The following is a 15,164-nucleotide window of genomic DNA, read 5'->3' on the forward strand; positions in this document are numbered from 1 at the left end:
TTCTCCAGATTATGACATGAGAGTGTTAGTAGTTTGTGAGTTCAAATGTGAATGTAGTTCCGATGTTTAATTTACTTCGTACATTAATTTTTATTTTGAGTTCATCACATAATTTCTTAACGATATGCAAGCCTATTCCTATACCTCTTTCTTGTTCTTTATAGAATCTTTGAAAAATTTTCGATGGATTTTCAATACCTTTTCCTGTGTCTTGGATAGTAAGTATTTTTGTTTTTTCATCATATGTTATGGTTATCTTACCATTTTTTTTGTTGTACTTTGCCGCATTACTTATAACGTTATCCAAAACTCTACTCAAAGCATTTTTATTGATTTGGAGTCTTGAGTTTTGCATTTCTACGATAAACTTAATATCTGTATAATTATCTTCAATAGCCGTAATTCTTTCATGGATGAGTTCTTTTAAAGAAATATTTTCTTTTTCTTTTTCATAATTGTAAAGATATGCCTTTAGATTTTCTTGTAAGTTTAAAATATTTTGAACACTTTGCTCTATTCTTGAAAGTTTTTCATTTTTACCAAGCTCTCTTTGGAGCATGAAACTGTTGAGTCTGAGTGCTGAAAGTGGTGTGTTGAAGTCATGAAGAATATCTTTTATAAACTCTTGTGTGAGTAAAAGGGCACTACGCAGAGGATAAAGAGCATAGAGTGAAAAAAGTATAGAAAGTATTAATACAATAGATAAAATTATAAAGTATTGTATTTGTGTGGTATTTTTTATCTCATTTGTTTTTACGATGTGTTTTTCTTGTGAAAAATGTAAGCGTAAATAGTAATCATTTGCTTGAGAAACTGGAAAGAAGCCTTCTAATCCATGTTCACTTTTATACAATGTGTATACTTTTTGCGTATCAATACTTACAAAATCAATTGTAAAATCTGGACATTGAAGGCTAAAACTACATACTTTCATTTGTCCAAAAAGTGTATCATCAAGGCGTTTGATATCTTTGTTATAGTTGAGATAAAAAAGAGTAGTAATCAAAATACTAAGCGAAGAGAAAAAGAGTAAAAAACTTTTTAAAAAAGATTCTAATTCGACTTTACTCAAGCGTATATCCAATACTTCTAATATTTTTTATATTTAAGCCAGTTGTTTGTTTTAGTTTTGTTATAGCCGTACGGAGTGCGATGTGTGAAGGTTTTTCTAAGCATTCAAGAAGAATCTCTTTATCAAGTATTTGACCGATGTTATTTATAAATGTATGAAAGAGTTTCTCTTGTACTTCGCCAAATCCTATAATATTCCCATTCCTTTTTAAAATTTTTGTAGAGTTGTTATATTCTAAATCTTTATAAATAATATTTGTATTTTTAGTAATAAGTTTAGCATTGACTCTTATAAGAAGCTCTTGTGGAAAAAATGGTTTTTTAATATAGTCATCAGCCCCAATACTAAAAGCTTTAGTAATGGACTCTAAATCAATTAAAGCGCTTATAAAAATAGCAGGTGTACTATCATTAGCCATACGAAGTGATTCTAAAAGTTCTAAGCCATTGATATCAGGAACATTAATATCGAAAATGTACAAATCAAATTTCTTTTCATAGGAAAGTTCTGCGGCTTCTTTACCATCTTTTGCATGTAATACTTGGTAATCATCATATTCTAAAAGCTCTTTGATGGTTGCAGCTAGGATAGTGTCGTCTTCAAGTAGTAATATTCTTACCATTTTAACCTCTCCAAGTACACTTCTTCAAGAAGTAAAATACTTTTATTCATGATAAATTACCTTCTGAGAATCTATCCAGATTATACACTAAAGTAGACGAAGAAATCTATGTAATATAGTTAGAAAATATTTTTTAACTTTATTTATGCTATTTTATAGGTATAACATTAAAACTTTGATATTATATAATAAATTTTATCCAGGAATGATTATGAAGTTTACTCATATTTTAAGTGCTTTCATTTTTTCTACAGTTACATTAGTTTCAGATGATAATTTCATGTCATTAATAGATGAGATAAGTGATATGGCTACGAAAACTAAACTAAATATAGACTATCAACCTTCAGTTATCTCAGTGTTACATGCTGATAAGCTTAAAAAAATTGGTATTAGGAACTTGCATGAAGCCTTAGCTTTACTTCCTGGAATTGAAACATCTATTTTACACACTGGATGGAAACAAGTTATTTTTCGTGGAGCTTATAATCCCGATACATTTATTTTTGATAAATATAAACTTTATATCGACGGAGTAGATGTTGGAAGTGATTTATACAGTACAAGTTATTATTACCTTGATTTTCCTGTTGAGTTGATTGAGCGTATTGAAGTTCTTCGAGGTTCGGCATCGACAGTGTATGGCACAGGCGCATTTAGTGGGGCTATTAATGTTATAACAAAAAGTTCGCAAGAGAACTCTCCAGATAAGATATTTGCTTCAACTGGAAGTTATGGGTATTACAAAGGTGGATTTGTTAAACATCTTAAGATTGATGAGTGGAATATAGCCTTAGATAGTTATTATCAAGCGAATAATAAAACTATGGATGCAGGGAGTTCATTTGTGTCAGATAGAGAAAATGATTATACTCGCTCAGATTATAAAAGTTTAGAAAATTTTGATGATTTTTCTCTTGGTTTATTTGCACAAAAAAATGATTTTAAGTTAATCGCACGTTATAAGTCTGAAATTACAGATAACTACTATGGTATGGCTGAAGATTTAGAACCTGTAACTGGTGGGTACCAGCATAATAAAAGTGCTGTAATAGAGTTAAGAGACAGGTATGAAATAGATAAAGATTTATATATTGACACTAAGGTAGGACTTAATTATTATTCATTCGAGTTTAATAGTGTAGTTGTTAATGATTATTTTGGTGCCGGTATAAAGGTACATCATAACCCTACATATGAGCAATTAAACTCATATGTAGATGTAAACATTAACGGTCAATTTGTGCAAAATCATGATTGGATGCTTGGAGTTAATGTACAAAAAATAAAGACATTAAAAAATGTATTTGGTACTACATTTCGGCTTGATAAAGGTGATGGTGTCGAAGTTCCAGCTGGTACTGATTCATTGGTTTACTTAGATGGTCAACAAGGTTTTTTAAAAGGTAATAATGATCAGTTAGTAAAATCTATTTATTTTCAAGATATCTATTCTATATCAGAGAATCTTGATCTTTCACTTAATGTGAGATTTGATGATTATGCACTGTTTGATGAGATGTTTAGCTATAGACTCGCAGGTGTATATAGAGTGAATGATAACAATATTTTCAAAGCTATTTATGGTCGTTCGTATAGAGTACCATCATATGTAGAAGCGTTTCAAGCACAGCAGGAAGGATTTAAATATGGGCACCCAGATTTAAGATCAGAACTGATAGATACATACGAACTTGCGTATACTTATAAAGACACAGTTTCAGTTACGAGAGCTAACCTCTTTTATTCAGTTATGCAGGATGTTATTGATTCAGTGCATAATGAACCAGTAACACACTTGGGTGATTATGCAAATCATAGAAAACGTAATGCGAAGGGTGCCGAGATTGAATTTAATTATATGTTTGATCATGGTGTAGAGTTAATGGCAAACTTTTCTTATGTACAAACAGAATTCTTCTCTCCTAATTATTATAATCCAGTTGAATATCAAAGTCCTGAAGTTTCAGAGGTTTTAAGTAAAGGTTATCTACTTTATCCATTGAGTCAAAAACTGAGTCTCAATACAGCTTGGTACTATAGTGGCTCTAAGAATGGGTATAGTCGTGATAATATAGGGGATGAAAGAACAATTAAGGCAACGATGGTTGTTGATGAGACTATGGTATATAGAATTGATGGTGGAACAATGCTCACCTTTAGTGTAAAAAACTTATTTGATGAAACTATTTTATATCCATCTTATGAACAAAAGAATAATGAGATTAAAAGGGAAGGGCGTAACTGGTTGTTAACGTATGAGAAGCAATTTTAAAGATGGTGTAATAGACTTACTTTATACCTTTTAAAAAGGCAAATACAAAAATTATTGATACAATAAGAGAAATGGAAAAAAGAGACATAGTTGTGAAAAAACTAATGTTAGTCAGTTGTTGTGTCGTTTCTGCGGTAGTATTCATATTCAATTCCTATATATAGATAGGAATTATATCATCCATCCCTTTAAAAAAGGGAAAGAGATTAGAATTTATATGTTAGATTTGTGTAAAGGTATCTACCTGGATCGTTAAGTAGCATAGTCTCTCCACCCGCAGCAAGAAGTGTTAAGTCCACATATGTGTTTGATTGTGCAAAAGTTGCATCGAAGATATTATTTACACCAACAGTTAAGCCAAGGTTCTTTCCAAAAGCATGTTTTGCTTTTAAGTTAGCTACAGCCCAGCCAGCAATTTTTTGCTCGCCATTATCCCCATCATAATTATCCCATGCATCAGACATGAGTACTTCAGCAGAAATCGTTGAGTTACTTTGATATTCATATGTTGCACCAAGTTTAGCACGTAATGGAGCCATGTCTGCTAAGTCAGTATCACTTTGGTTCGTTAAAGCACTATTTTTTTGTCCTCTTTTATAGGCAGCAGAAGCATCAACTATTAGGTTGTCAGTAATAAAGAATTCAGATGAAACTTCAAGACCGTATACTTTTGCATCAACATTTTGAAATGTTTTAACAGCTGCATTATTATTATAATAGATATAGTCTTTTAAATCAGAGTAAAAAGTTTTCACTTTAAGTTTCATAGATTCATTGTTTAATTCATATCCGAAATCAATTTCTCTGTTTGTTGTTTGTTCAAGATTGTCATTACTACGTGTTGGTGAAGGCATGTAAAGTTCTCTTGCATCTGGTACACGCGAAGCTTTACCAAAACCTAAGAATATTTTAGAAGTATCATCTAAATGGTATGAAGTCAAAATGTTAGCATTTAATGCACTATAATCTCTTGTTCTATATGTAACATGATCAGTAGGAACTATATCTGTAGAGTCATATCTAGCTCCAATTTCTACATCGAGGTTTCCAAAAGATTGTTTTGCTTTTGCAAAAATAGCTTTATTTTCAGTTGTAGTATGCGTTAAGCTTGTTGCATAGTTACTTGTTAATCCTGTACTAGCACTAGTCATAAATGTTTGTCCAGTCCACGTTCTCTTACTTCCATCTAAACCAAATAAAATGTTAGTTCCATCAAGATCTACAGTGTTTTTTAGTTTTACACCTTGCATTGTAGTTTGAAGTTGGTTTGTTTTATAGTTAGTCGTACCCATCATTCTATACTTAAGACTCATTGGATGATCAACGTCTGAATAATAATATTGCACATTTAGATTTTTATATGCGTTTGTTAGATTGTTTATATTGTATTCTATGCTATAGATATTTGAATCATCATACATAGCATCCATTTTCGTGTTTGCATATAAAATATCATCACTTCTATTTCCAGTATAGCTTAAGCGAAGCTCTTGCTTGTCAGTTACACTTATAAATGCTTTTGCCATAACAGATTTTTTATCATATGCATCCATATTTTCATATTTTGGTTGGTATTTAAACATACCTGAGTTTGGATTGTTTTTAAGCTGCTGAGAAAGAGTATTTCCGTCTCCATCTTCATATTGCCCACTAGATTCTGTTGACGCAGTTACTAAAACTCTGATCGTATCATTTCCGCCACTTGCAGTAGCTCCAAGTTTTTTATATCCCCAGCTACCAACACCAGCAGTAACTTCACCAGTAAAACCCTTAGTAGGCTTTTTCGTTGTAATCTTGATACCACCACTCATAGTCCCAAATGTTGTTATATCATAGGGGCCTTCAGTAATTTCGATTGTCTCGATTTGGTTTGCTAAAACATGAGAAATTGGAGGATCCATTCTATTTGGACATGCACCATGAACCTTCGTTCCATCAACTTCTACAGAGATATTATCTCTTTTTTGTCCACGAATATATACATCATTAGCAATGCCACTACGACGAACCATATCGATACTTGGCACGTTCTTACTTAATGCTTCAGCCACATCAGCTGACGTTTGAGCATTCTGGGCTACTTCTGTAATTATAGTTGACTCAACACCAATTGGTGCGAGTTCTATCTCAGCTGCAGATAGTGACAACACTGCAATTAAAGATAATGGGATAATCTTTTTCATAAAATTCCTTCATTATTATATGCCTTGGATAATAGTAAAAAAATGTTACATTAGTGTTAATTTTGGTAGAATTCCATTATGAATACAATAGAAAAAGTAAAAAAAATAGTTTTAATAGCAATAGGTTTTGGTATGGCAACATACTTGATTATGAGTGGGACTGCGATGTTAAATCAAGAGTCGAACATCACGGGGGAAATTCATAGTAACACAGTGAAGTGAGCCATGTTGTTTGATGAGAGTTGAGCAGTCTATGGGAATAATTTCGTGATTTATAAATGTATTTTTAAAAACTTCAAGAGCTGTTTCATCTTCTTTTATATTATATACAGGAACTAAAACAGCGCCATTTACAAAAAGAAAATTTGCATAAGTCGCTGGAAGTCTTTGGCTATCATTATATATTGGTGAAGCAAAAGGTAAAGCAATTAATGTAAAGTTCTCATCCTTGGCAATGGATTGAAGCTCTTTTTCCATAAGCTGGAGTTCTTGATAATGTTCATCCTCTGTATCTTCACATTTAATGTACATAATTGTATCTTCACTAATAAACCTAGCAAGAGTATCGATATGTGAATCTGTGTCGTCTCCGGCTAAGTAACCGTGTTGAAGATAGTGAATTTTGTAAGAACCGAGTGTTTGGACGAGTTTTTTTGTAATTTGTATAGAGTCTAAACTTGGATTCCTATTTTTGTTTAAAAGACATGCGGAGGTTGTTAAAATAACTCCTTCACCATTGCTCTCAACTGCACCACCTTCTAAAACAAAATTTACAGGTTTTAAGTCTTTGAGATAGATATTTTGCATCGCTAAACTCAAATTATTATCTTTAGAGGACTCAAACTTATTTCCCCAAGCATTAAAAGTAAAATCCAATAGTGTTACCTCGCCATCTATTTCAACAGATAAAGCAGAACAGTCTCTTGCCCATGTATCGTCTGTTTCATGTTCTGCAAAGTAGAGATTATCATGAGAGCTAAAGAGTGATTTCACATAGGTAATATCGGCACAAATAATGAAGCATTTTTGATACAAAGCAATAGCCTTGATGATATTTATAAAAACTTCCTCAGCTTGGGTTAAATACTCTACCCAGTCGGTACCCTTGTGGGGGAAAATAATCTGAGTAAAGCTTTGTTCTTCAAATTCCGCAATGAATCTTTTCATTTAATTTACCTCGGGTATAATTCTTTTATGGCTTACATAATTCTCAATAAAAGTAATTTTTTTAATAACCTTGATGTTATCGCAAAGAAGACTAAAAGTAAAGACAAAATAGCACTTGTTTTAAAAGACAATGCATATGGACATGGTATTTTAGAAGTAGCATCTATGGCACAAGAGTATGGCATAAAAAGAGCAGTTGTACAATTAAGCAAAGAAGCAAAAAAAATAGAACAGTATTTTGAATATATTTTAGTTTTAGCAGATTTTCCAGAAATAGCAAGTGAAAAAATAAGATATACAATCAATGATATTAACACAATAGAAAAATTCTCAAGTGGCACAAATGTAGAACTAAAAGTTGATACAGGGATGCATAGACATGGTATAAAAATGGATCAACTTCATGATGCTTTAAAGAGAATAAAAAAACAAAACTTACACTTAGAAGCTGTTTTTACACATCATGGATCTGCAGATGAAGAAACAGATATGTTTACTACACAAAACAAAAATTTTGAAAAAATAAAAGTAGAAGTTAATAACTTAGGATATACAGATATTAGATTTCATTCTTGTAATTCAGCAGCACTTTTTCGCACCAAAGATTTTAATGAAGATATGGCAAGAGTAGGTATAGCTGCTTATGGGTACTTAGAATTAACAAGTACTCTTACTAAGATCGAACTTAGACCAGTTTTATCAGTATATGCAAATGTGATTTCAACAAGAGAATTACAAAAGGGTGAAGCAGTTGGTTATGGAGCGACTTTTGTAGCTGAGCAAGATTGTGTAGTGAGTAGTTATGACTTTGGCTATGGAGATGGATTTTTAAGAGGGTGTTCTAACAACTACACTTCCCCGAAAGGTTTAGAATTAGCAGGAAGAATTTCTATGGACAACAGTTCATTTGTAAGTTCTGAGAAAAATATACTTATTTTTAATGATGCCAGAGTGGTAGCAAAGTCTGCTAAAACTATCTCTTATGAAGTTTTAACATCTTTAAAATCTGATTTAAAAAGAGAGATTATATAATAAGATAAAAATTACTGGTTTATATTTATACTAGTGATAACTAGGAATTTATTTTGATAATAGCATTAGAAAATATTATTCCATCGACTCCAAGTAATGCTAAGCTTTCGATTTCACTTTCTTCTTCTATAAGTACTAATATCTTGGCATCAAAAAGATAGTCGTTCGCAATCTTATTAGCTTTTTCTGCTAAGTCACTTTTCACGACAATAAATGAAGCATCAAGTGATGAAGCGTAAATGATTTCTGTGATTGTTTGACAACAAATTGATAGAGCTATCTGATTGACTTTTGCATGATTGATTATATCTAGATTGTTTTGCGAAAACTCTACATGGATGACAGAGGAGGAGGGTGTATTTGTTATACTATCAATATCTAATACATGATAAAAAGAAATACTAGGAATAAATCTATGTCCAAAAAGCAACATTATGCTTTATCCACACACTCGTTGGAGCAATAGTATTTATTTGAAGATATAATCGTTTCGCTAAGTTCAGTATATGTTCCACAACTAGCACACTCAACCATATCATTACTCTCTAACTTTTCCTTTTTCTTTTCTTTGATGTCAGCGGGCTTTCTTAATGGTTTTTTCTTTATAAATATAAAATATACAATGCCAATAACAGCGAGTACCAGTAAAACTTTTAATATCATACATTTTCTCCTAGAAGTAAGTAGTGTCGAGAAGTTCCATCATCTTGTGATGTTTGTATAATTTTATGAGGCATTTTTTCATCAATCTCATCAAATACTTTCTGTCCCTTATAAAAAAGGAGAGTGGAAGTAGAGTCTCGAAAGTTCTCACTTAGCTTTAAAAGCATCTGTGTGTCAGTGACGGCACGTGAAGTGATGAGCTCGAAATGTTCAGGTTCCATATCTTGGACTTTCTTCTTTACCACTTGAACATTATCAAGTTTTAAATCAGCTTTGATAAACTGTAAAAAACTAGCTCTCTTCACTAAAGGCTCGACTAAAGTGACTTGGGTATCCGGAAGAGCCATTGCTAAAATCATACCTGGAAAACCTGCACCAGTTCCTATATCTAAAAGATTTTTATAGTGCTTTAAAAAGCTCACAGGAAATACTGCATCATAGATAAAGCTATTGACTGTTGTATCATCTTTAGCACCAGTTAAATTATGAATCTTATTCCACTTGAAAAGATGTTCTTTATACTTTTGAATATTGTAAAAAAAGTTATCAGGTAAGCTAATATTGTCGTTAATAAGTGTAGTCTTTAAATCCACTAAAATCCTTTAAAAAAGCATTTTATCTAATTTTAGTTTAACATGGCATATAAAACTGGTAGTTATCTTTTCCAAGGTCTTTTGCTAAATACATAGCAGTATCTGCATGGCGAAGTAAATCTTGTTCATTTTTAGCATCTTTTTTGTATATACTAATACCTATACTACAAGTAAGTTTAAGAGTTACATTAGAAACTTTGAGAGGTGCTTTTGTAGCCTCAACCAGTTTTTTGGCTAAATTTGCAAGAGATTCACATGATTCGAGTTGTTGGACAAGACATAAAAACTCATCTCCCCCAAATCTTGAGACTGTATCTTCTTGTCTAAGGGTGTTTTTGAGCCTTGAAGCAATTTCACATAAAACTGTATCGCCGATAGAATGTCCGAGCGAGTCATTTATCTCTTTAAACCTATCTAAGTCGATAAAAAGTACTGCAAAGTCTTTGTTAGAGCGATTAGTTTTGATAATGGCTTGATTTAATCTATCTTGAAATAAGACTCTATTAGGTAGTTTAGTCAGGTTATCATAATGAGCTTGTTGAAGTAAATCTTCTTTTTCTTCAAGTAATTGCTTTTGCGCAATATTCTTGAAATGTAATAGTTTTTCTTTTGTTGTGACTTTTATTTCATATAAGTAGATAGTTGATACAGCACTTAAAAAAGGTATTAAAACATATAAGTACTGTTCAACTGTATAAGGTTTGTTTAGTAATTGGGCTAGTACTATAATTGAAATAAAAGAAGCTATAGATGTTAGTAAACCCTCTCTTATCCCAGCTTGATAAAAGGAAAAAATAATTAATACTATAAACCATGAAGGACCTAACAAATACAACATATCATAGGTAAACATCATGGAAACGATAATAAAAAAGATTATAATTAAAATTTTTGTAATTAAATATGTATTTTGAATAGATTTATTTAAGTAATAGATACCAATAAAAGAAACAAGAATAAAACTTATATCAATAATCATGAGTAATCTGTTGGGATAGAAAAGGCGTATAAGGACAAGCCCCGTTGCAAGTATTACTATAACCAAAAGTATGCGTATCAATAGACGGTGCTTTAGTATTAGTTCATTTTCGTCATTAGTGCCAATTGGATAATTATTATCGACTTTTTGCATGCTTTAATTGTATAACAAAAAATATAAAACAACGATGAAAGATTATATACTTTCTTTTGAGCCCCTGTATTAGGTTTTACACAGTTATTTTAGAAAAGGTGACCCATTTCATCTTTTTTAACACTTAAATAATCTTCATTGTGTTGATTAGAATCCATGATAATTGGTACTCTTTCAACAACCTCAATATCATTGAGAGAAGCAATCTTATGAGGGTTGTTTGTAAGAAGTTTTATTTTTTGGATATTAAAATGATTAAGGATATATGGAACTACTTCATAGGTTCTTTGATCAGCTTCGAAGCCTAGTTGATGATTCGCTTCAATTGTATTTAAACCTTGATCTTGCAGGGCATATGCGTTGATTTTGTTTAAAAGACCAATGTTACGACCCTCTTGACGTAGATATATGACCATTCCGTTTGTTTGCTCAGCAAGTTTAAGTGCGAATTCTAGTTGATCACGGCAGTCACATTTTAGGCTACCTATTGCATCTCCAGTAAGACATTCGGAGTGAATTCTCACAATTGGAATCTTTTCAAAATTTTCTTTGTAAATAACAAGATGCTCTTTACAACCATCTCTACAAGCCTCTTTAAAGGCCTTTACTTTAAAATTACCAAAACGTGATGGTAAGTTTGCAACTTCTGATATTTCTATGTTCATTAATTTAATCTTTAAAATGGTAAAATTTTGCAAGATTATATCGAAAAAAGGTTTATAATGTTTCAAAGATTTCGTAGAACTCGTTTAAATAAGCATCTTCGTGCCTTAGTGCGTGAAACTCAGGTAAGTGTAGATGATTTTATTTATCCACTTTTTATACGTCCAGGTAAAGGAATAAAGAAAGAAGTCTCTTCTATGCCAGGTGTTTTTCAAATGAGTATAGATGAGGTTTTAAAAGAATGTCAGGTTTTAAAAGAACTTGGACTATATTCAATAATTCTTTTTGGTATCCCTGATGTGAAAGATTCTATTGGGAGCGATAGTTTATGTGAACATGGGATTATCGCTTCTTCAATTCGTGAGATTAAAAAAGTACATCCTGATATGTTTGTAGTGACTGACCTTTGTTTTTGTGAGTATACAGACCATGGACATTGTGGTATTATCGATGAAGTACATGAAACTGTACATAATGATGCCACACTGAAAATATCAGGACAACAGGCTGTTATCCATGCAAAAGCAGGAGCAGATATGATTGCACCATCTGGAATGATGGATGGAATTATAGAAACACTCAGAACTTCACTTGATGAGGCTGGATTTGAGAATTTACCAATTATGGCGTATTCAACCAAATTTTCATCTGGATATTATGGACCGTTTAGAGATGTTGCGGAATCAACTCCAAGTTTTGGAGATAGGGCATCGTATCAAATGGATCCTGCAAATCGTCGTGAAGCGATTGCTGAATCTATATCTGATGAAGCGCAGGGTGCAGATATTTTAATGGTAAAACCAGTATTAGCCTATCTTGATATTGTTAGAGAAATAAAAGATAGTACCTCACTTCCGATGGCTGTTTACAACGTAAGTGGTGAATATGCAATGTTAAAGTTTGCCGGAATGAATAATTTAATTGATTATGATAGAGTACTGATGGAGACTATGATTAGCTTTAAACGTGCAGGAGCAGATATTATTATCTCTTACCATGCAAAAGAAGTAGCAAAGCTTTTAAGTTCTTAAAGCCTCGTTACTTTTAGTTTCTATATTTTGAACTGAGAACGTATTTTTAAAAATATATTTAAATTTTGGAAAAATATATCAACTAGCTTTGGATCAAAGTGTTTACCTCGTCCATCTTTTATAAGTTGAAATATTTTTTCATCATTCCAAGCTTTTTTATAGCACCTATCACTTCCTAGCGCGTCAAATACATCAGCAATAGCAGTAATTCTTCCAAATATATGTATATCCTCACCCTTTAAACCTTTTGGGTATCCATTCCCATCCCACTGCTCATGATGGGTATAGGATACAATAGCCGCAGTTTGTAATATTTCTCGCTTTGAACTCTTTAGCATTGAATAACCTAATACTGAATGAGACTTCATTATTTTCCATTCATCATCTGTAAGTTTTCCAGGTTTATTTAAAATTGAATCAGGAATTCCTATCTTACCTATGTCATGCATAGGGCTAGCCATTTTCAATAATTCTGCTGTTGTTTCATCAAGTCCATAGTGTAGAGCAAGAACTTTAGAGTACTCGGCTACTCTTTTTACATGATGTCCAGTTTCTTTACTCCGTGATTCACCAATCGCACCCATAGTATAAACAATATCTTTTTGGGTATCTTCTATTTCTTGCTGAATGTTGATTAAATCAGTTATATCATGTAAAACAATCATGAATTCTTCAATAGTTTTATCTTGATTAAAAATTGTATTTATGGAAATATCTGCGTATATGATGCTATCATCTTCTCTTTTAAAAGGGACTATCCCCGACCAGGTAGCTGTTCTTTGGAGAAGTGCATACATGTGGTCAAATTCTTTGTAAAGAAATTGAGGTTCTAATATTTCGGATATGTTTTTATCAAGTAAATCTAGAGGAGTTTTTTGAAAAAGAGCAGCAAAAATATCATTACTATGTATAATTTTAAAATCTTTATCGATCCGAAAGAAAGAGGTACTAAGATTAATTGTTTTTTCATATTGATCTAAAAGATAACTTTTTGTTTCTGTTTGTTTTTCTAGATAATCTATGGTACCTTCAAGTAATTCTTTTCTTTGCATCTCCTCGGTAATATCATCACGGATAGAGACATACTTAATAATTTCATTATTTATATCTAAAATAGGAAAAATATTTGATTTTACAAAATAATTTTTACCATCTTTAGATTTATTCTTAATAATACCACTCCAATGTTTTTTACTTTGAATTGTTTTCCACATATCTTCATATATTTTACTTGGCATATTAGAATGACGTACTATATTATGGGGGTTACCTATAAGTTCTTCTTTTGAATATTTAGATAAGTCTACAAAGCGTTGGTTGACATCAGTAATGATACCTTTAGGGTCTGTTGCAGAATAAAGAGTTGTTCCTTTAATAAGGTGTTCTAATTGTTTTAAGCTATTATTTTTTTCTTCAACATGTTTAGAAGTAGTTTTAATCAAATGTGTAAGTGCAGAAAGTGTACGGGTTGAAGCATCTTGGTCTAGACTGTGAAAATCAAGGGAATGTTTTACATCAGTATCTTCACTAAGTCCAATAAATGTGGAGGATACATTTAACATTTTATTGTATTGATTATGTTTGAAAAATTCTCCATAGGTTATAAATCCACTTGTTGGTGCGATTTTTTGAAGCATTTCAAATTCATGATTAAGATGATTTTTAAAAAAATACTTTCGAGCAGAACATGAGTATATAAATATACTTTCAATAGGTAACTTAGAAAAGTTTTCTATTGAAGTTTTTACATTGAGAGCATTAAGAGCTAAATCTCCAAACCCAAATTTAACTTTAGAACCTTCTCTCATATGTCCTGCCATTACAAGTGATCCACTTTGTCCAACTGCAACAGGTGACCTAGCAATAGACATTTTATCTTGCGTAAAGACAAGAGGAAACTCTACAGCAGAAGAAGGGAGGTTATCTGCAACATCATCACCTAAAAATTCTCGATAAACATCTTGTGCTTTTTTATTGTCAATTTCATGAATGATGCTATTTTCAGACTTAGTGACTGTCATTGTTTCACCAATATCTTGCCAATTAAATAAATATTCATTAAATACTTGGAGTATATCAGAATCAAATATTGCGACTCCAATAGCACTAGTAGAGACATTTATATCTGCTCCTACGATAGTTTGAAAAGAAAACTTTCCATTATCTCCTGCGTTACCACCTGCAATGTTTATATTTGGGTTATGTCTTGCAATCGCTTCTATAAAATTTTCGCCATCATTATTATAAACATTGTTAAAGACTAAAATAAGTTTTGTTTTTGAACTGATAAAATTTGAAAATAATGTATCAGCCATTTCTTGTTCTGATTTACCTTCTAAAAGGTGTACACTCACTTTAGTAGACTTAAATGTACTGATAGATACAACTGTAGTATTTTCTTGCATTCCACCCTCAAGAATTTCTCCAGCAGTTGATGTAGCAATAATAGAAGCGTATGGGAGAATAGTCTTAATCTGTTGAAGTGTTAATTTAAGTTTTTCTGGATTGTTATTACCTATGAAAACTTGTACAAAGTGTTCTTGGCTAACATCAATAGTACTGTCTTTTATAAAACGAGAAAACTGCTTTTGAGATATAAAAAAATGGTTTATAGTTGTCAACTTGTTGATCCTATTATAGTTATTATATAATTTAGTTATAAATTTATTATATCTAAATTGAAGAAATATTTTGATGATTTAGAATAAAAACAGTATAATAACTTTAATAT

General features: G+C 31.6%; 13 protein-coding genes. 3 read left to right on the forward strand and 10 right to left on the reverse strand.

The genetic code is table 11. From position 1 onward, the window contains the following. Nucleotides 1-25: 25 nt before the first annotated feature. Nucleotides 26-1,072, reverse strand: coding sequence for a sensor histidine kinase (locus tag ACI9TV_RS00275; protein WP_415248751.1), 1,047 nt, complete (start codon nt 1,070-1,072; stop codon nt 26-28). Further along, nucleotides 1,065-1,694, reverse strand: coding sequence for a response regulator transcription factor (locus ACI9TV_RS00280; RefSeq protein ID WP_415248752.1), 630 nt, complete (start codon nt 1,692-1,694; stop codon nt 1,065-1,067). The genes ACI9TV_RS00275 and ACI9TV_RS00280 overlap by 8 nt, the downstream gene beginning before the upstream one ends. A gap of 211 nt (nt 1,695-1,905) precedes the next feature. On the opposite strand from ACI9TV_RS00280, the gene ACI9TV_RS00285 reads away from it, so the two are divergent. Then, complete coding sequence (locus tag ACI9TV_RS00285; RefSeq protein WP_415248753.1) at nt 1,906-3,969, forward strand: TonB-dependent receptor plug domain-containing protein; 2,064 nt, start codon at nt 1,906-1,908, stop codon at nt 3,967-3,969. 206 nt (nt 3,970-4,175) lie between these two features. Here ACI9TV_RS00285 and ACI9TV_RS00290 read toward each other — a convergent pair whose 3' ends face one another. Together ACI9TV_RS00290 and ACI9TV_RS00295 are read right to left on the reverse strand one after the other, a co-directional pair. Further along, nucleotides 4,176-6,152: a TonB-dependent receptor gene (locus ACI9TV_RS00290; RefSeq protein WP_415248754.1), complete on the reverse strand. Its 1,977-nt coding sequence runs from the start codon at nt 6,150-6,152 to the stop codon at nt 4,176-4,178. Nucleotides 6,153-6,320: 168 nt separating this feature from the next. Continuing rightward, nucleotides 6,321-7,319 carry an agmatine deiminase family protein gene (locus tag ACI9TV_RS00295; RefSeq protein ID WP_415248755.1) on the reverse strand — a complete coding sequence of 333 codons (999 nt, stop codon included), beginning with the start codon at nt 7,317-7,319 and terminating at the stop codon, nt 6,321-6,323. 27 nt (nt 7,320-7,346) lie between these two features. On the opposite strand from ACI9TV_RS00295, the gene ACI9TV_RS00300 reads away from it, so the two are divergent. Continuing rightward, nucleotides 7,347-8,351, forward strand: a complete 1,005-nt coding sequence (locus tag ACI9TV_RS00300) for an alanine racemase (RefSeq protein ID WP_415248756.1) — start codon at nt 7,347-7,349, stop codon at nt 8,349-8,351. A gap of 40 nt (nt 8,352-8,391) precedes the next feature. Here ACI9TV_RS00300 and ACI9TV_RS00305 read toward each other — a convergent pair whose 3' ends face one another. From ACI9TV_RS00305 to ribA, 5 genes are all read right to left on the reverse strand, one after another. Beyond that, nucleotides 8,392-8,784 carry a hypothetical protein gene (locus ACI9TV_RS00305; protein WP_415248757.1) on the reverse strand — a complete coding sequence of 131 codons (393 nt, stop codon included), beginning with the start codon at nt 8,782-8,784 and terminating at the stop codon, nt 8,392-8,394. Then, on the reverse strand, nt 8,784-9,014 hold the full coding sequence (locus tag ACI9TV_RS00310) for a PP0621 family protein (RefSeq protein WP_415248758.1): 231 nt from the start codon (nt 9,012-9,014) through the stop codon (nt 8,784-8,786). Before ACI9TV_RS00310 ends, ACI9TV_RS00305 begins: the two co-directional genes overlap by 1 nt. Beyond that, a complete protein-coding gene (gene rsmG, locus ACI9TV_RS00315) occupies nt 9,011-9,607 on the reverse strand; it encodes a 16S rRNA (guanine(527)-N(7))-methyltransferase RsmG (protein WP_415248759.1) in 597 nt (198 codons plus the stop codon). The genes ACI9TV_RS00310 and rsmG overlap by 4 nt, the downstream gene beginning before the upstream one ends. 37 nt (nt 9,608-9,644) lie before the next feature. After that, nucleotides 9,645-10,739, reverse strand: a complete 1,095-nt coding sequence (locus ACI9TV_RS00320; protein WP_415248760.1) for a diguanylate cyclase domain-containing protein — start codon at nt 10,737-10,739, stop codon at nt 9,645-9,647. Between the two features lie 89 nt (nt 10,740-10,828). Beyond that, nucleotides 10,829-11,404 carry a GTP cyclohydrolase II gene (gene ribA, locus ACI9TV_RS00325; protein ID WP_415248761.1) on the reverse strand — a complete coding sequence of 192 codons (576 nt, stop codon included), beginning with the start codon at nt 11,402-11,404 and terminating at the stop codon, nt 10,829-10,831. A 57-nt stretch (nt 11,405-11,461) separates the two neighbouring features. Here ribA and hemB point away from each other — a divergent pair, with 57 nt between their 5' ends. Next, nucleotides 11,462-12,433 (forward strand): porphobilinogen synthase, encoded by a 972-nt coding sequence (gene hemB / locus ACI9TV_RS00330; protein ID WP_415248762.1) that lies wholly within the window; start codon nt 11,462-11,464, stop codon nt 12,431-12,433. Between the two features lie 20 nt (nt 12,434-12,453). Here the strand turns inward: hemB and ACI9TV_RS00335 are convergent, their stop codons facing one another. After that, entirely contained in the window at nt 12,454-15,054 is a 2,601-nt protein-coding gene (locus ACI9TV_RS00335; protein WP_415248763.1) for an HD domain-containing phosphohydrolase, read from the reverse strand. Nucleotides 15,055-15,164: the final 110 nt, after the last annotated feature.

Source organism: Sulfurimonas sp. (assembly GCF_047622445.1).
GTDB lineage: Bacteria > Campylobacterota > Campylobacteria > Campylobacterales > Sulfurimonadaceae > Sulfurimonas.